The organism is Microbulbifer maximicatervae (SeqCode), assembly GCF_052467615.1.
Map to the genome: position 1 here is coordinate 3,072,525 of NZ_CP174319.1, position 21,938 is coordinate 3,094,462.

The 21,938-nt window shown below is 48.4% G+C and carries 21 protein-coding genes; 7 read left to right on the forward strand and 14 right to left on the reverse strand.

The annotated features are described in order from the left end of the window. Window positions 1-64 precede the first annotated feature (64 nt). The gene (nadB, locus tag ACJJIM_RS13540) at window positions 65-1,672 is read left to right on the forward strand and encodes an L-aspartate oxidase (protein WP_444911212.1); all 1,608 of its coding nucleotides are present in this window, start codon (window positions 65-67) and stop codon (window positions 1,670-1,672) included. 46 nt (window positions 1,673-1,718) lie between these two features. Here nadB and ACJJIM_RS13545 read toward each other — a convergent pair whose 3' ends face one another. Both ACJJIM_RS13545 and ACJJIM_RS13550 read right to left on the reverse strand, forming a co-directional pair. Then, on the reverse strand, window positions 1,719-2,171 hold the full coding sequence (locus ACJJIM_RS13545) for a protein YgfX (RefSeq protein WP_444911213.1): 453 nt from the start codon (window positions 2,169-2,171) through the stop codon (window positions 1,719-1,721). Further along, a complete protein-coding gene (locus tag ACJJIM_RS13550; protein WP_282931952.1) occupies window positions 2,146-2,391 on the reverse strand; it encodes an FAD assembly factor SdhE in 246 nt (81 codons plus the stop codon). Before ACJJIM_RS13550 ends, ACJJIM_RS13545 begins: the two co-directional genes overlap by 26 nt. 112 nt (window positions 2,392-2,503) lie before the next feature. On the opposite strand from ACJJIM_RS13550, the gene ygfZ reads away from it, so the two are divergent. The 3 genes from ygfZ to ACJJIM_RS13565 all read left to right on the forward strand — a co-directional run bounded on the left by ygfZ (window position 2,504) and on the right by ACJJIM_RS13565 (window position 5,030). Then, window positions 2,504-3,544, forward strand: coding sequence for a CAF17-like 4Fe-4S cluster assembly/insertion protein YgfZ (gene ygfZ / locus ACJJIM_RS13555; protein WP_444911214.1), 1,041 nt, complete (start codon window positions 2,504-2,506; stop codon window positions 3,542-3,544). Window positions 3,545-3,740: 196 nt separating this feature from the next. After that, complete coding sequence (locus tag ACJJIM_RS13560) at window positions 3,741-4,292, forward strand: hypothetical protein (RefSeq protein WP_282931950.1); 552 nt, start codon at window positions 3,741-3,743, stop codon at window positions 4,290-4,292. 186 nt (window positions 4,293-4,478) lie between these two features. Further along, entirely contained in the window at window positions 4,479-5,030 is a 552-nt protein-coding gene (locus ACJJIM_RS13565; protein WP_413662757.1) for a hypothetical protein, read from the forward strand. Window positions 5,031-5,173: 143 nt separating this feature from the next. On the opposite strand, the gene ACJJIM_RS13570 is transcribed toward ACJJIM_RS13565, so the two are convergent. The 12 genes from ACJJIM_RS13570 to ACJJIM_RS13625 form a co-directional block, all read right to left on the reverse strand. Continuing rightward, window positions 5,174-5,413 carry a DUF1059 domain-containing protein gene (locus ACJJIM_RS13570; protein WP_444893218.1) on the reverse strand — a complete coding sequence of 80 codons (240 nt, stop codon included), beginning with the start codon at window positions 5,411-5,413 and terminating at the stop codon, window positions 5,174-5,176. 346 nt (window positions 5,414-5,759) lie between these two features. Beyond that, on the reverse strand, window positions 5,760-8,372 hold the full coding sequence (locus ACJJIM_RS13575; RefSeq protein ID WP_444911215.1) for a calcium-binding protein: 2,613 nt from the start codon (window positions 8,370-8,372) through the stop codon (window positions 5,760-5,762). Window positions 8,373-9,224: 852 nt separating this feature from the next. Beyond that, complete coding sequence (locus tag ACJJIM_RS13580; protein WP_444911216.1) at window positions 9,225-9,584, reverse strand: hypothetical protein; 360 nt, start codon at window positions 9,582-9,584, stop codon at window positions 9,225-9,227. A 162-nt stretch (window positions 9,585-9,746) separates the two neighbouring features. Further along, window positions 9,747-11,153: an HlyD family type I secretion periplasmic adaptor subunit gene (locus ACJJIM_RS13585; protein ID WP_413662761.1), complete on the reverse strand. Its 1,407-nt coding sequence runs from the start codon at window positions 11,151-11,153 to the stop codon at window positions 9,747-9,749. Next, window positions 11,150-13,285 carry a type I secretion system permease/ATPase gene (locus ACJJIM_RS13590; RefSeq protein ID WP_444911217.1) on the reverse strand — a complete coding sequence of 712 codons (2,136 nt, stop codon included), beginning with the start codon at window positions 13,283-13,285 and terminating at the stop codon, window positions 11,150-11,152. The genes ACJJIM_RS13585 and ACJJIM_RS13590 overlap by 4 nt, the downstream gene beginning before the upstream one ends. Window positions 13,286-14,328: 1,043 nt before the next feature. Continuing rightward, window positions 14,329-15,051 carry a uracil-DNA glycosylase gene (gene ung / locus ACJJIM_RS13595; RefSeq protein ID WP_444911218.1) on the reverse strand — a complete coding sequence of 241 codons (723 nt, stop codon included), beginning with the start codon at window positions 15,049-15,051 and terminating at the stop codon, window positions 14,329-14,331. A 2-nt stretch (window positions 15,052-15,053) separates the two neighbouring features. Then, complete coding sequence (locus tag ACJJIM_RS13600) at window positions 15,054-15,644, reverse strand: uracil-DNA glycosylase family protein (protein WP_444911219.1); 591 nt, start codon at window positions 15,642-15,644, stop codon at window positions 15,054-15,056. A 13-nt stretch (window positions 15,645-15,657) separates the two neighbouring features. Beyond that, a complete protein-coding gene (locus ACJJIM_RS13605) occupies window positions 15,658-16,593 on the reverse strand; it encodes a hypothetical protein (protein WP_444911220.1) in 936 nt (311 codons plus the stop codon). A gap of 70 nt (window positions 16,594-16,663) precedes the next feature. Next, window positions 16,664-17,602: a hypothetical protein gene (locus ACJJIM_RS13610; protein ID WP_444911221.1), complete on the reverse strand. Its 939-nt coding sequence runs from the start codon at window positions 17,600-17,602 to the stop codon at window positions 16,664-16,666. A 246-nt stretch (window positions 17,603-17,848) separates the two neighbouring features. Then, window positions 17,849-18,793, reverse strand: coding sequence for an SdiA-regulated domain-containing protein (locus tag ACJJIM_RS13615; RefSeq protein WP_444911222.1), 945 nt, complete (start codon window positions 18,791-18,793; stop codon window positions 17,849-17,851). An 11-nt stretch (window positions 18,794-18,804) separates the two neighbouring features. Then, a complete protein-coding gene (locus tag ACJJIM_RS13620; protein WP_108733959.1) occupies window positions 18,805-19,287 on the reverse strand; it encodes a YajQ family cyclic di-GMP-binding protein in 483 nt (160 codons plus the stop codon). A gap of 14 nt (window positions 19,288-19,301) precedes the next feature. Next, window positions 19,302-19,838 carry a YaeQ family protein gene (locus ACJJIM_RS13625; protein WP_444911223.1) on the reverse strand — a complete coding sequence of 179 codons (537 nt, stop codon included), beginning with the start codon at window positions 19,836-19,838 and terminating at the stop codon, window positions 19,302-19,304. An 86-nt stretch (window positions 19,839-19,924) separates the two neighbouring features. Here ACJJIM_RS13625 and ACJJIM_RS13630 point away from each other — a divergent pair, with 86 nt between their 5' ends. The 3 genes from ACJJIM_RS13630 to ACJJIM_RS13640 are packed head-to-tail and all read left to right on the forward strand — an operon-like array spanning window position 19,925 to window position 21,918. After that, window positions 19,925-20,539, forward strand: a complete 615-nt coding sequence (locus ACJJIM_RS13630; protein WP_444911224.1) for a LemA family protein — start codon at window positions 19,925-19,927, stop codon at window positions 20,537-20,539. A gap of 21 nt (window positions 20,540-20,560) precedes the next feature. Then, window positions 20,561-21,307 (forward strand): TPM domain-containing protein, encoded by a 747-nt coding sequence (locus tag ACJJIM_RS13635; protein ID WP_444911225.1) that lies wholly within the window; start codon window positions 20,561-20,563, stop codon window positions 21,305-21,307. After that, the gene (locus ACJJIM_RS13640) at window positions 21,307-21,918 is read left to right on the forward strand and encodes a TPM domain-containing protein (RefSeq protein ID WP_444911226.1); all 612 of its coding nucleotides are present in this window, start codon (window positions 21,307-21,309) and stop codon (window positions 21,916-21,918) included. Before ACJJIM_RS13635 ends, ACJJIM_RS13640 begins: the two co-directional genes overlap by 1 nt. The last annotated feature ends 20 nt before the right edge of the window (window positions 21,919-21,938 follow it).

Here is a 21,938-nt window from a genome sequence, read left to right on the forward strand (position 1 = left end):
ACGTCAAATCGACGAATAATCAGGAGGCGCTATACTACGCGACCCTTAAACATAATTGAAATCTATGAATGCCCAGGCAAACTACGACGTTCTCGTAATTGGAAGCGGTGCAGCAGGCCTTACACTGGCCCTGCATCTCGCCTCCCAGTATCGCGTGGCCCTGCTCTCCAAACAGAGATTGCAAGATGGCTCCACCTGGTTCGCCCAGGGAGGCATCGCTGCAGTGTTGGATGAGATGGATTCGGTTGAGTCGCATATTGCAGACACATTAGACGCGGGTGCAGGACTCTGCCACCCCGCTTCAGTGCGCTTTACCGTAGAGGAGAGCACTGCCGCGATCAGCTGGTTAATCGATCAGGGTGTGGACTTCACCCGCGAGGAACAGGGTTACCACCTCACCAAAGAGGGGGGGCACAGTCACAGGCGCATTATTCATAGCGCCGATGCCACCGGCCAAGCGGTACACAGCACCCTGATCACCAAGGTGCTAAACAGCCCCAATATCGACTGTTTCGAACACCACGTTGCCATCGATCTAATCCGCCAGCCGGATCCAGATAAAGGCCGATTTCGCTGTGCCGGCGCCTATGTACTCAACAAGAGCAACGATGAGGTCGAGCTGATCCAGGCTAAAGCCGTCGTCCTGGCCACCGGGGGGGCCAGCAAGGCCTACCTTTATACCAGTAACCCGGACGGTGCCAGCGGCGATGGAATCGCAATGGCTTGGCGCGCCGGGTGCCGCGTGGCCAATATGGAGTTCAATCAATTTCACCCCACTTGCCTTTACCATCCCAAGGCCAAAGCCCTGCTGGTGACAGAGGCTTTGCGCGGTGAAGGCGCTGTACTCAAGCTTCCCGACGGCAGCCGGTTTATGGACCGCTTCGACAAGCGAGGAGAGTTGGCGCCACGGGATATCGTCGCCCGCGCTATCGACCACGAGATGAAGCGGCTGGGGGCAGATTGCCTCTATCTGGACATCTCCCACAAAGATCCACAGTTTGTCCGCGATCACTTCCCAACGGTTTATAACAATTGCCTTCGATATGGCATTAATATCACCCGAGAGCCTATTCCAGTGGTGCCTGCAGCTCACTATACCTGTGGAGGCATTATGGTCGATCGCCATGGGCGCACAGATCTGGACCAGCTCTACGCCATCGGCGAAACGACATTTACCGGCTTACACGGCGCCAACCGCCTTGCCAGCAACTCGCTGTTAGAGTGTCTGGTTTACGCTCGCTCAGCAGCCCTGCATATCGATGAGCACCTGGGTATGGTACAGGCGCCCCGCCCATCTCCTGACTGGGATGCATCGCGCGTCACTGATTCCGATGAAGATGTAGTGATTTCCCATAACTGGGATGAGCTGCGCCGGTTTATGTGGGACTACGTGGGCATTGTGCGCACCCGCAAGCGACTCTTGCGCGCACAACACCGAGTAACGTTGCTGCAGAAAGAAATTCGCGAGTTCTACGCCAATTACCGCATCAGCAGCGATCTGGTTGAACTGCGCAATCTCTCCCTGGTATCGGAATTGATTATTCGTTCGGCCCTGGATCGCCGCGAGAGCCGGGGGCTGCACTACTCCCTCGACTACCCCCAACTGCGTGAACTTGCTATGGACACGATTTTGGTGCCAGAGAACTTTGCCGGCCAACGCCAATTTATTTAACCGACCAATTTTTAGCCAGCTGGGCCCGCCACGGCAACCCAGCTAACTAGCGGGAATAGCGCAGTGCCACTTGTAGCCTGCGCCAATCCTGCGGCGCCAGCATATCCTTGGCCAACACCAAACGGAGCCGGCGCCCAGCCCTGTCCCGACCATTAATCACCACCAACCAAGACCACAACACCAGCTCATTTACAAACTGGAATTCGCGACGATCTGCGCCATCAGGGTGCCAAAACCACCTTCGCTCACGGGTCGATAAATGGCCGCTCACAGTTTTCACCCGGCGCCACTCTATCCCGGCGTAAACCACAACAAAAAGGCTCGCCAGCCCTGATAACACTAAAGGCAGGTTACACAACCAGAGTAGTAAGATCGCCAGGAAGGTGATCAGCAAAAGGAGCAAATGCAAAAGAAAGGAAGGCGCAACGACGCAACTTAAGCGGGCGCTGCGCTCATAAAGCGGGGGTGTCGAGCTATTCCTGGAGTCCGGTGTTGTCACGGATGATCTGTACTATACGCTTCAAGTCCGGGTCAGCCGGATCTTCTCGACGCAAGAACCAGGCGAACAGATCCTGATCCTGCTCATCAAGCAGGCGGATATAGCGCTGCTGATCCTCTGGCTCCAGGGTCTCGTAAACATTATCCAGAAACGGCAGCAAAACCAGATCCAATTCCAACATGCCACGGCGACTGGCCCAAAACAGGCGGTTGCGATCCATACTTCTTTCCAACCAGATAAAAAGCGCAGTATACCCCCTGCTCCACCAAACTTGAAAAGGGCGCGAAGGACCCCCAAATAAAGCCCCGAATACAAATGCAGGTGGCAGGATTATGGATCAGCAACAGTGGCAGGATTTTCTCAGCAACGAGGGCGCCATTTGGGAGGGCAGCAAAGCTCACTTCCCTCTCACCAGTCGCGAAGACCCTCAGAGTTTGCACCTGCTGGACCTGGGCCCAATCGGAGCTATTTCCATTACCGGACCCGACAGCCAGAAGTTCTTACAGGGGCAGCTCACCTGTGACTTGATCAACCTTCCCGATGAACACAGCACCCTGGGCGCTCACTGCAACCCCAAGGGGCGTATGATCAGTGCTTTTAGTGCACTGAAACTTTCGCAAAGTGAGTTCATCTTCCGGCTGCCAAAGAATTTGGCCCCCATCGCCCAGCAAGCGCTAGCCAAGTACGCCGTCTTTTTCAAAACAGAGCTGCACGACATCAGTGATGAAACCCACTGGTTAGGCCTGCAGGGGCGCGATGTGGCAGAGCGCACCTCCAAACTGCTGGGCTTCGAGCAACCCTCTGTCGGCGAGGTGAAGCTATTTGACTTCGAAGGAGAGCGCTGCATTGCCCAATGTATTACCGACCTGCAGCTAGCCATCCTGGTACCCACCAGCAAGGTCCAGCAACTGTGGCAAAAGCTATCACCAGAGTGTGAAGCTACCGGCTATGACTGCTGGCAAATGCGCCAAATTGAAGCCGGCATCCCCCAGGTGGACGCCGCCACTACAGAGATGTTTATCCCGCAGATGACCAACCTGCACCTGCTCGGTGGCGTGAGCTTTAAAAAAGGCTGCTATACCGGCCAGGAAGTAATTGCCCGTATGCAATTCCGCGGCGCCGCCAAACGTCGCCTTTACCGGGCCAGCTGCGCTTCGGGGGATCTCCCTGAATCGGGCATGGAGATCTTTGGAGATGGAAAGCAAAGCGTTGGCAATCTGGTGGAAGCCTGCCATAGCAAAGAAGGCGTTCAGCTACTCGCCGTACTCACCATCGCCAAAGTGGCCGCAGGTGAATCCTTACACCTGAAAGATGGCCGCACTTTGGATATCGAGGAACTCCCCTACGATGCAGACGCCGATCCGCTAGCCTAAACAGGAAAATTACTTTTAATCAAAAAGGCGGCTTTTTAGTCGCCTTTTTTGTTTATGATTTAACAACCAGAAAAAACCTCTGAAAAGTAAAAAGATTTGCACCACTCAAAACGCAGCTTACTACCGCTACTATATTTATGGATATTTCCCTGGGCTTCAAAATTTCAGCTAAATAAAGCAGTAGAGGGAGGCAATATTGAAGGAGTTAGACCAACTAATTGTCGTTCTTGAATGCTGTATTATTCTGGCAGGCTTTGCTGCAATAGTTGGCACGCTCCAACCCAGAAAAGGCAGAAATCTTGGCAAAGGAAGAATTGTATCCCTCGCGATGATTATTTATATCAGTTTGATCAACGCATTACTGGCTGCCTTCACCCTGACTCTATCCAATTTTGATCTCGCTGATCGCACCCTGTGGTCAGTAAGCAGTTTTGCCATGAGTGTGGCTACGTCGTTTTCTATCGGCTACCTATGGATAAAGAAACGACTCAAATCTGTTTCAATTGTTGCCAAGGTTACCTATTTCCTTCTTTTCGGCATTGCCGGCTCAGTCGTTATTATCAATATCATGAATGCGCTAGGGATCGTTTTCAACAGGGAGTATGGACCGTATTTTTTATCCTTTGTTTGCAACCTATTTGTCGTCGGTTATGCATTTTCAAGACTGCTTATGCGCCCATTATGGGTAGCTGTTAAAGAAAATGAACTAGGCCGAACCGACAAGGAGAAAACGGCGGCGTCCGGCTGATTTTCAGCTAAAAGTGTGGCGTCAACCATTGGACACCTACACCTAACAACAATTATTAACCATATAGCAAGCGGGTTAAAATAAAGCTAATTGTGAGACGGGAAACAACTTACCAGCTCTCCATTTCACTCATATACTGTTATCAACTTTCCTATTTAAACTTTCTGCTTGGGACAATAGCGGAAGATGGAAAAACTGTCGGTACAAATCGATCAATTGCTTGTCATTATTGAAATATCCATAGTGCTGGCAGGATTTGCGGCAATGGTTGCCACTTTTCAGTCAAGGAGAATAGAGAGTATCTCTAGGGGTCATGTGGTGTCCCTGGCCATGATTGTCTATATCAGCCTATTCAGCGCACTGCTCGCCGCCTTTTCTTTGGCACTTTTGAACTTCCGTATCGATGCTGGCTATGTTTGGTCTACAAGCAGCTCCTTGATGGGAATAGCCACCACAGGCTTTATTGTCTATCTGTGGAAAAAAAGACACTTCAAATTTGTGTCTATTGTAATGAAAGTTACCTACTATGGGCTTTTCAGTATCGCTTCATCGGTAGTTATCGTCAGCACCCTCAACGCTACTGGCATATTTTTCGAAAGAGAGTTTGGCCCTTATTTTTTAGCCTATATCTGTAACTTGTTTTTTGTCGGCTTTGCGTTTGCCCGGCTATTAATGCGACCTCTTTGGAAGGCCGTTGAAACCAAAAAGAGGCACCCTGTGAAGGGTCGCCAATCTTAAATAGATAGGATTATTAGCCAAGCAATATATACCACCCAAGTGGAAACCCTTTTCGAATTACTCAATCCATATATTATTAATCAAACTTTAGCCACCAAGCTTATTAGGCCAAATCAATCTCCACCCATAAAATACTAATTTTTCTATTTACAATCCGGGAGAGCTGAAAATTCCGCCTTCTTTGACTCATACCACTTCTGCATTGATTCTGGATCTTTCATCAAATCCTGCATTTTTTTCATAGCTTGCAAGTGCTGTGCATCATTTTTTCGATACATCTCGATTCCGTGCATCTTGCTAAGCTCCGCCACCTCTTCAAAGTTATCCCCACGAAACTCCACATCGCAGGCGCCTCCTAACTCCTTGCAGGTCATCATTTTCATAGCAATTCCACCTTAGATTTCACAAGTGATACTTTATCTGACAGATAAATAACTTCAAAAGAGCTCCAAATAGATAATAGCTCTGATGGCGTTTCAAACCCCTAAAGCCCCCCGTCACAAAACAATGCCTAAGCAGATAACTAACACATACAGCCACTGACAATTGACAGACAAATAGTTGTTATACGCCTTTAGGTGATGGACATTTAAGGAGCATCATTGAAAGCAATCACCAGGCACCAAACAGATAGGGGAAAGGATTATTATATATCTATCACAGCCATCAAACTCCACCAACCCGAGATAGAAGTAGAAAAGGCGACCACAAGGGCCGCCAATTTTAGAGTCAAGCTGCCTGGAAGCTACTGGCAATAACCATTTCTACGTCCTCCCGAGGACCGCTAGCAAACTGAGATTCACCCATAGGTTCACCCCCGAAAGCAGCCATCGCACTGACCAAACTATCCGCCATATCCACTTGAAGCGCTGAGTTAGTAGTCAGAACAGAGCTTTCACTAACTCCAACCTCAAACCCATCATATTCAACTATCTCTTCCTGACCTGGCTCAGCCAAAGCACTAGCAATAAAGTTACTGCTAGCAGTAGTGTCCGAAGTTGGAAGTGCCTCAAGAAGCCCGGGGAAGTTTGCGGCCGGTATTGCATAGCCGCCATCATTGGGCTGAACAAAACTGATTGCGTTATCTCCACCCAAGAAGTGCCCTTGAACCCGCAGCTGCTGATTTAGATCCGCATCGACAAGAATAACAAGATCATCACCATCCTGATGGAAGCTGAGCTGGCCTCTGCCAATTCCGTCAGTGAGCAGAATCCAATCCGTTCCGCCGCCCGTATTATCGATGGTATCGATACCGCCATTTGAACCATAATAATAATGATCATCGCCAAGGCCTCCGACCAGCAAATCATCACCATCCTCACCGGATAGAATATCATCGCCGTCTCCACCGTAAAGCGCATCATTGCCGGAATTACTGTTGGTGCCGTTACCCCCGACTAGGAAATCATTGTCAGCGCCACCGAGCAGTTCATCATCGCCAGACATACCGAACAGAGTATCATCCCCCTCAAGGCCTTTTATTTGGTCGTTGCCAGAGGTCCCTGCCAACTGCTCACCGCTACTTGTGCCCTCAACAACACTGTCGAAATCCTCTTCAGGCTCTTCACCGTTATCTGTACCTGGGAGGGATTCAAGCAAACCAGAAATTGTCGCTGCCGCAATAGCGAAATCGCCATCATCCGGCTGCACATAGCTAATTGCTTTGTCACCACCTTCAAAATGTCCGAGAACCCGAATCTGCTGTTCCAAATCAGAGTCGACCAGAATAATTAAGTCATTGCCATCTTGATGGAAGCTGAGCTGCTCCCTAGTAATACCATCAGTAAGGAGAATCCAGTCGGTACCGCCGCCGGTATTATCAATCGTATCCACCCCACCATTGGCACCGTAGTAGTATTGATCGTTACCCAGGCCACCAATCAGCAAGTCATCGCCATCCTCACCAGACAAGATGTCATCGCCATCCTCACCATACAGGGTGTCGTTGCCGGATCCGCTATTTCCGCCATTTCCGCCGCTCAGATAATCATTATCTGCACCGCCCAGTAGTTCATCATCACCGGACATACCAAATAACACATCATCGCCGGCAAGGCCTTGCAGCTGATCATTACCAGATGTCCCTATCAGTTGCTCACCTGCATCTGTACCTTCTACTACCGCGTCAAAGTCATCTTCCGGGCCTTCCTCGCCACCATTATCGGAACCGGGCAGTGACGCCAGTAAAGCAGGGATCTCGGTCGCCGCAATCGCATAACCACCATCGTTCGGCTGAACGTAACTAATGGCTTGGTCTCCCCCCTGAAAATGATTCAGCACACGAATTTGTTGGTTCAAATCAGAGTCAACCAGGATAACTAAATCATCACCATCCTGATGGAAGCTGAGCTGATCTCTGGAAATACCATCATTGAGTATGATCCAGTCAGTACCACCACCCGTGTTGTCGATAGCGTCCACACCATCATTAGCGCCGTAGTAGTAATGATCGTCTCCAACACCACCGACAAGCAGGTCATTACCATCCTCACCGGATAGAATGTCATTGCCCTCTTCGCCGTAAAGGGTATCATCGCTAGAGTTACTATTCATACCATTTCCCCCTATTAGGAAATCGTTACCTTCTCCGCCGAGTAACTCATCGTCGCCGGCCATACCAAATAAAGTATCATTGCCCTCAAGACCATTGACTTGATCATTACCTGATGTACCCGCCAGCTGCTCATCATTTGACGTACCTTCGATAACCGCATCAAAGTCACTACTACCCGCAGCAACAATCTGGTTAATTTCACTCTCAGTGAATGCGAACTCCTGATTTAATGGGTCATCTCCATTGGGCTGGATATAATCAATCGCATAATCACCGCCCAAGAAGTGGTTCACTACACGGACAGACTGCTCTGCATCCTCGTCAACCAAAATCACTAGGTCATCACCGTCGCGCTGGAAACTTAAGCGATCTCGCCCAATCCCACCATTAAAGAAGAGCCATTCTTCACCGCCGCCGGTATTATCGATTACATCCTGGCCATCGCCGGGGTAATAGATATAGCGATCATCCCCTTCACCGCCAATGAGGGTATCCGCTCCCTCTTGGCCTATCAGGGTATCATTGCCCCCATATCCCATTAAAACATCATCTCCTTGCCCACCACCAAGGGTGTCATCAGCCTCAGATCCAGAAATAGTTTCTTCCGCCCCCACTTCACTTAAGGCAAACTGACTGGATTGGTTATTAGCATCATTAAACACAGAACTTCCGCCATTACTAATAAGGGCATTCAAATTACCCCCAACCTGATCGGACACAGAATCTGTTTCTAATGTAGCGCTAACTTTTAAAGCAAGCTCTGATTTTTCAAAAGAACTTTCGATCATTTTTTATCATTCCTTAATAATTTAAATCGTTTATAGAAAGCTACTCTCCTTACCCACGCTATCAAAACACAAGTAAGCGAGAGGTTTTCCAAAAGGCATAAGAAAGGCCTGCCCAACGTTTAGAAGCGACACGTAGACACCAAGCATATCTTTATCACCCTTTTGAATTACCTTGCATTCAGGCTAATTGACCTTTAGACCTCCACCATAAAACACTCCTCTTTTTCAATTAAAAACCGATCTTTATTAGCGATATATTGCTCACATAAAAGATTCACAACCCTAAAAACAAAAATATGAAACCCAGAACCAATGAAGACATTAGCCAAACACACGCCACCCAAAAGGAAATGATGAATTAAAATATTTACCGAACTTAAACATTGAAATTCAAGATCACAACACAAAAAGATAAACGATAAGAAACCGTATAGCTTGTTTATCCATGCAACAGAATTCAATCAAACTGAAAGGCCAATTTGAAATATGAATCAGCCCCCTTTTAACCCCAAACAAATCATAAGTCGCTTATCAATATTTTCTATGCCTTAGCCCAAGAGGAAAGTCAACTGGACAACAGCTTCCACCAGCTGTAAAAATAATTACAGATATAAATGACCAACATAGCTTGTCGATATTTATATTCCCTCAAACTTCCACCTAAAACTACTTGGCAGCTTTTATATATTTAACCGTTGCCAATGATGGCAACCCTCACCAGAATGAACTCACCACCCCACAACCAAACAAAATGATAAAATTAAATTGGCAACAGCAATAAATATATACTTAAGACAGAGAAAACACTCTTTTGCTCATAGACCTTCTGGAGCGACTCTTACAATACTTTAACTAATCCTTCACATTAACTACAGTTTGCATGAATTTAGCAGAAGCTTCAGCTCCACCCTCACACGAAGTAGAATTTACATGACCAACCTCTGGAAAAGTCTGACCAATTCTTGCATATAAACTAAACTCTCCAAGAATTTTTCTATCGGATACCCTTACAATTTTTAGGTTATGATGCATAAGCCTTGGAGCTCCACCCTTTATCTCATTGTGACTTATATCAACATAGAAAAAATCATCATCCTTAACATGCTCCACATATGAAATCTTAATTGAGTCGTCATATCTTAATTTAGATGCAGGAATATCAATTCGGGATATATTCACAACCTCACAAACCTTATCGGTTTTTTTATGCACGGAAGACGAACCTGAAAACCCCAAAAACATTTATTCAATTCAGACCCAAGCACCCCCCAGAAAAATAAATGCGACAGGAGTGAAAATAAAAACCAACACCAAGGAGGATACGATGCTTAACCCTCATAAACTATCACCCTTAAAACAAAAGCAAATATGCAATCACCTCTCAACAAAACTACTGTCAAAAGACTCCCGAACAGGCTTAGTAAAGTATTCATAAATATTTCTTCTGCCCGTTTTCACCTCAGCCACAACATGCATACCCGCACGCAAGAAGAGGGATGCATCATTAGACTGTTTTAATTCTTGAGCATCCAATTCGATATCACAAAGATAACGATATCCCCGCTCTTCATCCATTACTGCGTCCTTTGAGATATTGGCAACGACTCCAGATACAGTGCCATACTTGGTAAAATTATATGTAGATACTTTCACCGTTACCGGATGCCCCTCTTCGACAAAACCAATATCTTTATTCAATATCCATGCCTGAACCTGTAAGTTACTGCCCCTAGGTACTATCTGCATCAGGGCTTGCGCAGATTCTAGAACCGCATCCTTCGTATGAATAGTAAGTTCTTGTACAGTTCCAGCTATGGGCGCTCGAATTACTTGCTGATCCCTGCGCAACCTGGCCTTTTCCAGCTCCTTGGTTTGTGCCGCGATATTGCGCTCTAACTCCTCTTGCTGCGAGTAACTCTGGTAAAGAGCGTTACTAAGTAAAGCGGAAGCTTGCAAATTAAGCTCTTCTAGCTGGGATTGATATTGACCTATTCTTTCCCTTTCAAGCGCCAACTCTTCTTCTGCATCAATACGCTGCTGCTCCAATTCCAGGTATCGATCACGAGCCACCATTTGTCGGTCAAGTAACTGGCGTAGGGAGTCAGTGCGCTCAGTTAGAATAGGCAGTTTCTTTTCAGCCTTTCTGACCAAGGTACGCGACATCCTGAGCTCTTGTTGCTTTGATGTGATCTGCTGGTCAATTAACCTAACCTCAGCAAGGTGATCAGAGAGGTATCCCCTCAATAGAGTTCGCTGAAAATGAAACTGCTCCTCTACCCCCGTCGCTGCTAACTGCGCCTTTAGCAAAATTAAGGCTTCATCTATTGTGCTCGCTCGCCCGTCCCGCAACGCGGGTAAAAGTGCACTGAACACCCGCTCCCTTTCCAGGCGAGCGCGGGAGACAGTTAATTCATTCTCCAATCTATCCTGATCCGCAGCTGCATTAGTAGCATCCAATGTGATTAACGGATCTCCAGCATCTACTTGACTCCCCTCTTCCACATGAATCTCGCGGACTACCGATAGCTCTTTTGCTTGAATCGTTTTCACCTTTCCATCGGGAATCAAATTGCCCTCAGCCACGGCGACGATATCAATCTTGCCAAAAATAGCCCAAAGAATGGCTATCGTAAAAAACAGGCAAATGGTGTTAATAAGCCACAACCCCAATGGATTTGGTGGCGATCGCTCCACCTCCAGTGCAGCGGGCACAAACTCCAGCACCGAGTCACGCCGGTTTATCCAGCGATTAAAATTCAACGGGGATAGAAAACGCTTCATACCACCTCCCGCAAATTAGACTGCATGGCATTAAGGCGGGCGAAATGCCCTTTTTTCTGTATTAACTGCTTGGGGCTGCCCTGCTCTACAACCCTTCCCTTCTCCATAACAACAATACGATTTGCATCCCTTACTGCGGATAGGCGATGGGCAATAATCAGCACTGTGCGACCCCGGCAAATCTGGCGCATATTCGCCTGCACTATAGCCTCTGATTCATAGTCCAAAGCGCTGGTCGCCTCATCAAAGATCAGTATCCTCGGGTCCGCCATCAGCGCCCGCGCTATGGCAATTCGCTGCTTTTGACCACCGGACAGGGAGCTGCCCTGCTCTCCTACCACCGTATCGAATCCCTCCGGCAGCTCAAGAATAAAATCGTAAGCACCAGCCTGCTTTGCGACAGCCACCACTTTTTCCATAGGGGCACCGGGGTCTGCCAGCGCAATATTATCCCGAACCGTTCGATTGAGCAGGAAGCTCTCCTGCAATACCACCCCCACTTTTTGCCTCAACCATGCCGGGTCCACCAACGCCAGATCAACACCATCCACAAGAACGCGACCCCCTTCAGGCACATAAAGACGCTGAACTAACTTGGTTAAAGTACTTTTCCCTGAACCGGACTTACCGACAATACCTACAACCTCCCCGGGTCTTATGGATAACTGGATACCATCAATAACCAGCGGGCGTTCAGGGCCATAGCGGAATTTCACATGCTCAAAGCGTATCTCACCTCGAATTGTCGGTAGAGTAGTTCGGTTGGGATCATGCCCTGCCTCTGTTGGAGAATTGAGAATATCCCCCAGTCGCTTAATAGAGATGCCCGCTTGCTGGAAGTCCTGCCACAGCTGTACTAATTTCAAAATTGGCTGACTAACCCGACCTGCAATCATATTGAAAGCGATTAACATACCTACACTCAGATCACCAGAGATCACCAAGTGAGCACCCACCCACAAAACTCCCACCGTAACTAATTTATTAATCAAACTGGCACATTGACTAGCGACATTACCTAGATTCAAAGCCCTAAATGAAGCATTGACATAGCCGGCCAACTGCTCCTCCCAACGCCGCTGCATTTGCGGCTCAACCGCCATACTTTTTAAGGTTTCAACCCCATTACAAGCTTCAACAAGAAAAGATTGATTCTCTGCGCCCAACTTAAATTTTTCTTGTAATCGACTCCTCAAAATTGGAGTGATAACGATTGACAACAATACATATAGCGGCAGAGAGCCCAGCACGATCCACGTTAGTGTTGGGCTGTAGAGAAACATTACGGCAAAAAAGACCAATGTAAAAAACAGATCGACACAAAGTGTCAATGCTGATCCAGTGATAAACTGGCGAATGGAATCCAACTCTCTCACTCGGGCTACCGTATCCCCTACTCGACGGCTCTGAAAGTAAGCAATTGGTAGACGCAGTAGGTGACTAAAAAGGCGAGCCCCTAACACCACATCTATCCGATTAGAAGTATGACTAAATAGATAGGTTCTCAACCCATTTAAAATCACGTCGAACACGCAGACCATTAGGAAACCAAACGCTAGCACATCGAGAGTGGTTAATCCTTGGTGAACAAGCACCTTATCTACAATAACCTGAAAAAATAACGGGGTAATCAGCGCAAACAACTGAATAAAAAAGGAAGCAAGCAATACCTGCCCTAGCAATTTCTTATACTTAAGAATTGAAGGTATAAACCACGAAATATCAAACCTTCGCTCTACAGACGACAAAATTCCTTTCTTACGAAACAAAAAAACCGATAATAACCCAGACTCTCCAATCGGTAGCTCTTCAACCGGCAGCACAACTGGACTTTTTTGCCCAGCCTTTTGTAACAGTACCTTACCATCCCGAATGCCCGCCAGAATCGTGCAGGCTCCAGTAGAATCGAGCAATATTGCGGGCAACGGCAGACTTTCTAGCTTTGCACGTGAGCACCGCTGTTTTTTTGCTTTAAGTCCGAGAAAGGCAGCGGCCCTTAAAACTTCGTGAGCGGCCAGATTCTCCAGCGGAAACTCTCGATAAAGTTTTTCAGGGTTAGCCGCGAGCTGATGAAATCTTGCAATAACAGAAAGACTAGAGAGACAACTTTCCCTGTCGATTACAATTTCCATATTTACTCTCCAATACAACGTTCCTGTTTACCCATCCTGAAAATGGGAAGAGCGAGAGTAGGAGAAAATGTGGACCCAGTAAACAGAAAGAAAACTGAAATTGATAGCAAAGCGTACCAACTGGTTAAATATACAGTATTTTTGTGACAAAGACCTCAATACAAGCTACCGCAAAAACAAACTGAAATTTAGTTTACTATCCAACAAGCACTCACAAAGATCTCTACGATGCAGCTTATTGCAGAACAAAAGTCAACCAAAAAACTAAAAACACAAAATTCAGTAGAAAAAACGGAATGCATATTTAATCGCCAAAAAATCCTCGCCCAATATGGGATGACACTCCCCCAAGGTAGAGAAATAATTTTAAATACGCGGAGATAATAAACTCTCTTTCTGCAATAATTTATGCACCCATATATCGCCTCAACTATCGCATTTACTTAGCGCCAAAAGCTGTATATAAATACAGCAGGTTAATTGTGGAAGGTGTTTGTGATAACGTGTGATAAAATACAGCCTAAAAAGAGGCTCGCTTGCCATCACTTAAAGAGTATGTAAGTTAAGACCTGCACTTCAATACACTCAAATAAGACAGGTCAGACACTGTTCATTTCTCAAACAACACCACGCCTTAGCAATTGATTCCTTGCGGGCTGTTCATTTGCCAGGTAATAAAGATTTCTTGTATGAAGTTGTTGGACTCGCTGGGCATCTTCAGTAACGGAGACTGGCGTATGGAGTCGATGGGGGTGGGTAGGACCACTAATATGAGCTATTGATCTTCATTAAATTAGATAGCATTCATCTCTGTGGAGAGTATATTGAGGGTAGATCTGGACAAGGAACCGAAAGTCAAACACCCTTGCTGGCGGTAGTTAAAACCATTAAAGAACGACTCCCAAGCTCTCGACTACCCAAGATAGTATGGACTGTACCCTTGACCTAAAATAAAAAAACCTCCACGACGACCGCACAGCGATCTTTAGCACTGGCTGTGGCGATGCAGAGGCCTCCTGGACAAAAGGTATGTACCGAAATTTCTAAAGTTCTACCGCAATCCGCTTCAATTGACCCGCCTCTGGCAAAGCCCACTCAATAGGCTTTTCTCCACGCTGTTGCAACCAGTGATTTGCCTGGGAAAAAGGACGGGTTCCAAAGAAACCCCGGTGCGCAGATAGAGGGGAGGGGTGTGGAGCACGCAACACTAAATGCTTATTGCGGTCGATAAAGCCTCCCTTCTTTTGCGCATAGCTCCCCCAAAGAACAAAGACTAACCCTTCACGCTGTTCCGCTAGCTTATGAATCGCCGCATCCGTAAATTGCTCCCAACCCTGCCCTTGGTGGGCGCCGGCCTTGCTGTCCTCAACAGTAAGGGTGGCATTTAGCAAAAGCACGCCCTGCTCTGCCCATGGTTGCAGGCAACCGTGGTGTGCAGGGGGAATACCCATATCGGAGTGCAACTCTTTATAAATATTTTGCAGCGATGGGGGAATGCGTACTCCGGGCATCACAGAAAAGCACAGTCCATGGGCTTGGCCAACGCCATGGTATGGGTCCTGACCCAGGATAACGACTTTTACCTGATCAAAAGGTGTGGAGTTAAAGGCATTAAAGATCTGGCCACCGGCTGGGTAGATCTTCTTGCCGGCAGCCTTCTCCCCCTTTAAAAACTGACGCAATTGGGTCATATAGGGTTGGTCAAACTCCCCGCCCAAAACATCGTACCAAGAGGGGTGGATCTTTATTTTGTCCGGAACCGGCATTCTTAAACCTTCAATATCTTTTTAACATAGTGTTGTAACTCGGGCACAACTTCCTCCTCAAACCAGGGCCTGCGACGCAACCACAGGGTGTTGCGCGGGCTTGGATGCGGCAAGGGAAAGTATCCCGCTGGCAGTGCATCACGGTAATGTCGAACATTCTCGGTAATACTGCCATACCAGTGCGGGAGGTAATGGCGCTGGGCGTATTGTCCCACCAACAGCGACAGTTGCAAGTTGGGTAGTTGTGCCATTAGGCGCTGGTGCCAGGTGGCGGCACACTCTGGTCGCGGCGGCAAGTCACCGCCCTTGCCGCGCCCAGGGTAACAGAAGCCCATGGGAATAATGGCAATCTGGGACTCGTCGTAAAAGGTGTTCCTATCAATCGCCAGCCAATCTCGCAAGCGATCTCCTGAGGGATCATTCCAGGGAATACTGGTCGCGTGGACCTTGGTGCCCGGGGCTTGGCCGACGATCAATAGGCGTGCAGACGCTGCAGCCCTCAAGACTGGATTCGGCCCTAGAGGAAGCTGTTCTTCACAGAGGCGACAAGCCCGTATTTCCTCCAGCAGTGCCGGTAACTTCTCAACTACCACCTACTATATGTCCCTATTGTTTACCGTCGGGGAAAGCCAAATGTAACAACCGCGCGCGGCGATCCAGGGGATCACGGGCACGACTGATATTATTGTTATTGAAAACCACAAATACCCCCTGGTTATTTACAGCAACTCCAGACCCCATCCCCCCCAACCGTGACACTTCATAGGCGTGCTCTGGGGATTCTTCAATCTCACGGTAAACCAAGCACCATTCAGCTTGCAAGCTCGGAAGAGCTCTCCTACATACCGCATGTGCGTTGCTTTCAAGAGTAAAAAGAGCGCCGTCATGATAATCAAGCCCCCTTAAATTTTCAGGATGTCCTCGAAAATCCAATTCAGCAACGGAGGGCAGTGAAAAAACTTGAAACTCTCCATTAGTCCCTATTTTTAATAGGCCTCTAGGCTCCCGCTCCATCGCAATCCATAAGCTGTTTCCAACCTCTACAATCCCCTCTCCACCATTATTGTATTTTAGGTGATAACCCATGTGTCTTAACACGGCTGACCACTTATCATGTAACCAGGTTGACCTACCACCCTCTTCAACATGTGCCACTCGATGATAACGCTCGCTTAACACAAAAGTACCATTATCTCTGCAGCAAACCCCACCAAAGCGCATTGCAGACTTGGGTCGAAGGAGATCCATAACGAAGTGAGAAACGTTGTTGGTTTCTCCTCTCCTGGGAGGAGGTAAACTACTAAAGTTCAGATGACTTTCTAATGTCGCGCCCTGATCATATAAATTGATTCTATATATTCTTTCTGATTCTTTAGGAGATATCGTTATTAACTGGTCACAAAAAGTTAAACCAGAAAGGCCCACCCCTGAACTGTTATCTATCCAATAGCTTGCTATACTCTTGGCGGGAAATATATCCGCAGCAATTCCCTTAGTGGGAAGAAGTGCAAGCATAATTACAATGAAAAATAACTTAATCACATTATCTCCCTCTAGCTACAAAAAATAATTGAGGAGTTTTAATTTTTATAAAGGCAATTTTTCTTGTAATTTAGTCCGTTTTTTCGGGCAAGGCCAAATGTAGGAAAAGTGCTCTGCGATCCTGAGGGTCGTGAATACGGCTGATATTATCATTATCAAACACGATAAAAACGCCCTGCTCTCCAATAGCCAAACCATCCCCTTTGCCGCCGGTCCGCGATACCTCGTAGCCGAGTTCAGAGGAGTTTTCATGTTCCCAGTAATCCAGACACCACTCAGCTTTCAAGCTGGGTAATTCCCTGCGGCAAACTGCATAGGCATTAGGTTCCAGGGTCCACAAAGCCCCATCATAGTAATAGAGGCCTGCCATATTTTCCGACTCATCACGAAAATCCAGCCCTTTTACTGGCGGCGGTGTAAAAATCTGTACACTTCCCTTGGGGCCGAGTTTTACCAGGGCACGGGGATCCCGCTCTATAGCCATCCAAAAGTCATCGCCCACCTTCTGTAGCCCTACACCGGAGAGATTGTACCCGTGCATATAGCCTTGGGCTTTAGCCGTGGCCGACCACATATTTTCTAACCAATGCCCCTTTCCCTCCATATTTATTTCGGCTATGCGGTTGTAACGTTCACTCAACAAATAGAATTTATCATCGGCACAGGTGATGGCTTCAAAATCCATCGCTGCAGCTGGGCGAGTAAGTTCAAGTAAAAAATACCATAAATTAGTAGGCCTATCTTTTTTCGGAACCCGGAGCCCAGCCAGCTTGATATAAGGCTCCAAGGTTGCACTCCTATCTCCCAATACTATCTGGTAGATCTCCCTGGATTGCTTATCCGACACCGTAACCATTTTTCCATCGCAAAAACTCAATCCAGATATGCTTAACCCGGCACTATCATCCACCCAGTAATGAGCTATTTTTTTGGCGGGAATAATTTCAGCTGCCAGCCCCAAGGATGACAAGAGCGCACATACGATAGTTAAAAAAATACGCTTAATCACGATCCTTCCAATTTATCGCCAAAGTGATTTAAGAACCGGGAGATTCCCTGCGGCCAACAGACACTACCAAGCTGTAAGGCCCCAATAGCTATTGGTACACAGCATAGTTACCCCAATTGCTCTAAACAATTTTAGCGCTAGTGACTAGAAGATATTTTAAAAATGGAGGGACTTGTTGAACGGGAAAGAACTAAAGGGATGGGATTAGCGCCGACTCCCGGAAAGTACGGCGCCAGACAGAGTCAATTATTGCAGCCTACTGGCCTCATCTGGCATTGCCAGATGCAACAGCAGCGCGCGCTTGTCGTCAGGCGCCTGAGCACGGCCAACATTATTGTTGTCGAGGATAACGAAAATACCCTGCTCTCCGACTGCCAGCCCCTCGCCCTTTCCATAGCGGGTTTCTTCATAAACCCGCTCGGGAGATTCTTCAAGGGCGCGATAATCCAGGCACCACTCGGCTTCCAGGCTAGGAAGTGCCCTTCGGCACACGGCGTGGGCGTTGCGCTCCAAAGTAAAGAGTGCGCCGTCGTGGTAATCCAATCCCGCCAAGTCCTCTGAACGGCCAGCAAAGTCCAGGCCATCTACTTGAGGCAGAGTCAGTGTGCTGGCCTCGCCATCTGCATTAAGCCTCAACAAACCACGGGGTTCGCGCTCCATGGCTATCCAGAAAGTATCGTCGGCTTTCACCAACCCCTCGCTGGAAGCATTGGTCTTCTGTAGAAACCCCTGGGACCTGGCTAATGCCGACCAGCTATGCTCCTGCCAGCGTGCATTTCCCTCGATATCTACGATGGCAATACGGTTGTAATGCTCACTGACCAGATAGACCTGGCCATCGCTACAGGTAACACCTTCAAAGTCCAGATCTTCTGCCGGGCGGAACAACTCCTTGAAGCCTTCCCAAGCGCTGACAGGCTCATCCTGCTCCGGTATCCCAAGGCCGCTTAAGCGAAGATGTGATACCAGGTCGGCACTGCCATCGCGAAGTTCAAGCGTGTAGATCTCTTCAGAATTCTTATCGGAGACTGCCAGCAGATCTCCAGAACAAAAACTTAAGCCGGAAATATCCAGGCCTGCACTACTATCAACCCAATAGCTGGCCAGCAACCTAGCCGGGGTAATTTCTGCGGCTATCGCCAGTGGCGACAACAGCACGGATAGAACACTGAAGAGAGTACGCTTGATCACTGCAAAACCAATTAATCGCGGAAGTTATTAAACTGCAATGGCTGTTCCAGCTCTTTACCGCGTAACAAGGCGATCACCTGCTGCAAGTCATCGCGCTTCTTGCCAGTAACACGCACCTGCTCACCCTGAATGGCAGCCTGCACCTTGAGCTTTTCATCTTTGATCAGCTTAACAATCTTTTTTGACAGTTCTTTGTCAAGGCCATTTTTCAGGGTCACGTCCAATTTGACCTGCTTGCCGGATTGCTCTTTATCACCTACATCCATCGCCAGTGGATCGATATCGCATTTGATCAGTGCGCCGCGCAGCATATCCACCATCTGGTCTACCTGCATGTCCACTTCAGCGCGAACTACCAGGGAGAACTCACTCATCTCCACTTCCGCATCCACACCTTTAAAGTCGAAGCGGTTGGTAATAGTGCGATTCACCTGATCCACAGCGTTGGTGAGTTGGTGCTTATCCACTTCAGATACAATGTCAAAAGAAGGCATTAAGTTGTCTGCTCCTATTTCCAGGTTTGCGGAGTAATCTCCGCGTTGTTGTCACTATCAGCGAGCCAGATATGACCATCCTGAATGGTTGCACTCAGGTCCATATTGCGCTCAGCCATAGCCGCCAATTGCTCAGTGGCATCAGCGGCTAAATGGTAGACGGTAAGGTTATCAAAGCGCTCCAATTGGCTGGCCTGTTTCTGCCACCAGATTGGTGCTGCACGGCGCCCGTAACTGTATACGATAACGCGCTTCGAGCGGTTGCAGGCTTTGCGAATTCGTTCCTCAGTGGGAAGCCCCACTTCAATCCAGAGATCGATTTCCCCGCTCAGGTTTTTTTGCCAGAGATCCGCTTCCTCATCGGAGGACAATCCCCGGGTAAACTCCAGCGTTTCCGCCGCATTGTGCGCAAAAGCCAGTAGGCGCACCATCATACGCTCATCTGTTTCCGAAGGATGTCGCGCCAAAGTGAGCGGATGTTCGGCGTAATAATCCCTGTCCATATCGGATATCTGGACTTTGGCCTTAAATATTGTTGCTTTTAACGCCATTTTGGCTCCATGGTGATGCCTTCTCCAGCGCCGGGAGTCAGGCGGACTATTCTTGATGGGTTCACGTGAGAATAAGGATATTCCGCATGACCTCTGCGCTCTCCAGCGGCTGGCCCTTTTGGCAGAGCTCACTGCTACTGCTGCTGGCAACCACCCTCAGCGGCTGTGGTGTCAACAATATCCCAACCTATGACGAGCAGGTTAAAGCCACCTGGGCCCAGGTTCAAAACCAATACCAGCGCCGTGCCGATCTGGTTCCCAATCTGGTGCAAACCGTAAAAGCTTACGCATCCCACGAACGGGAAACCCTACAAGCCGTCACTGAGGCCAGGGCCAAAGTCAGCTCTCTCCAGGTTGACGGCAACCTTCTCAATGACCCAGCCAAGCTGCAACAGTTCGAAGCAGCACAAGGCCAGTTAACCAGCGCGCTATCCCGCCTTATGTTGGTGGTAGAGCGATACCCCGACCTCAAAGCCAACCAGAACTTCCTCACACTGCAATCTCAGTTAGAGGGCACCGAAAACCGCATCAGTGTCGCGCGCCGGGATTATATCCAGGCTGTAGAGCGCTACAACCGCGAGATTCGCACTTTTCCAGGAAGAATCTGGCATGCCGTGCTCTACAGGGATATGCCGCTTCGAGAAACTTTCGAAGCCACCAGTGAAGATGCCGATAAGGCACCTGAGGTCAACTTCCAATAGACAGGCGCCATCGACCCCAAAATGAACCGCCCCAGTCTTACCATAACCATCCTGATCGCTCTGGTCTGTGCCTTAACAGCCTGGGCCGATGTACAGTTTCCAGCGCTATCCGGCCGGGTAGTAGATCAGGGAGAGTTGTTAAAGGCCGATGAGAGATACCAACTTACTGAGTTGATACAACAGTATGAGCGCGACAGCGACAATCAGCTGGTTGTCGCCACCATACCCGAGCTTCAGGGCATCACTATAGAGGAGTATGCCAACCAACTGGCACGCAAGTGGAAGCTAGGAAAAAAAGACAAAGACAATGGAGTGCTTTTCCTGATTGCGCCCAATGATAGAAAGGTCCGTATCGAAGTAGGCTACGGCCTGGAAGGAGCCCTAACCGATGCACTGGCGGCAAATATTATCCAAACCAAAGTACTGCCAGAGTTTCGCAATGGCGATTTTAGCGGCGGAATCAACGCAGGGGTTCGATCAATTATCGCCGCGACGAAAAATGAATATGTCGCTGAACCCGTAGAAACCAAAGAGGGGCGTCGAATTGCTGTACTGGTCGGCCTGTTCCTTCTGCTGGTCATGCTACACCTCTTCGGCAGTGCCGCACTGGGTTCACCTGCACAGAGCCGCATTTTTAAGCGGGGGCGCTACGGCGGCTACTATGGTGGAGGTGGATTTGGCGGAGGTCTATCCGGCGGCAGCTCTGGGGGCGGGTTTAGCGGGGGCGGCGGAGGTTTTGGCGGAGGGGGCGCATCGGGAGGATGGTAATGCTCACCAATACTTATCAACGCCAGGTAGCAGAGGCAATCAAGGAAGTAGAGTCCCGCACCGACGCTGAAGTCATGGCTGTGGTCGCCAAGGAAGCCGACAACTACCTTTATATCTCTACTCTATGGGCCGCATTCCTAACACTGTTAGTCTCCCCTCTGATCGAATTCCTGCCGTTCTGGATCAACCTCCAACAGGCGGTGACGCTTCAGTGGATTTTATTTATTGTCCTGGCAGTAATATTCCGCTGGCGCCCCATCACCATGCGCCTGGTACCAAAGAAAATAAAATTCTGGCGAGCTTCAAATTTAGCCCGCAGGCAATTTCTGGAGCAGGATTTACACGCAACCAAGGACCGACTCGGGCTACTGATATTTGTTTCAGAAGCCGAACACTATGTAGAAATACTGGCCGACAGAGGCATTGCCCAACACATCACCAATGACAACTGGCAGAGAGTAGTTGAAAATTTTGTGCAACAAATCAAGCGGGGAAAAGCTGGAGAGGCATTACTGGCATGTATTGAGCAATGCGGAGATCTACTTCACGAAGCGATACCCACCAGCACCATTAAAGATGAACTGCCGAATCATCTAGTCGTCATCAATTAAATCCCCGTATCCCCCAAAAC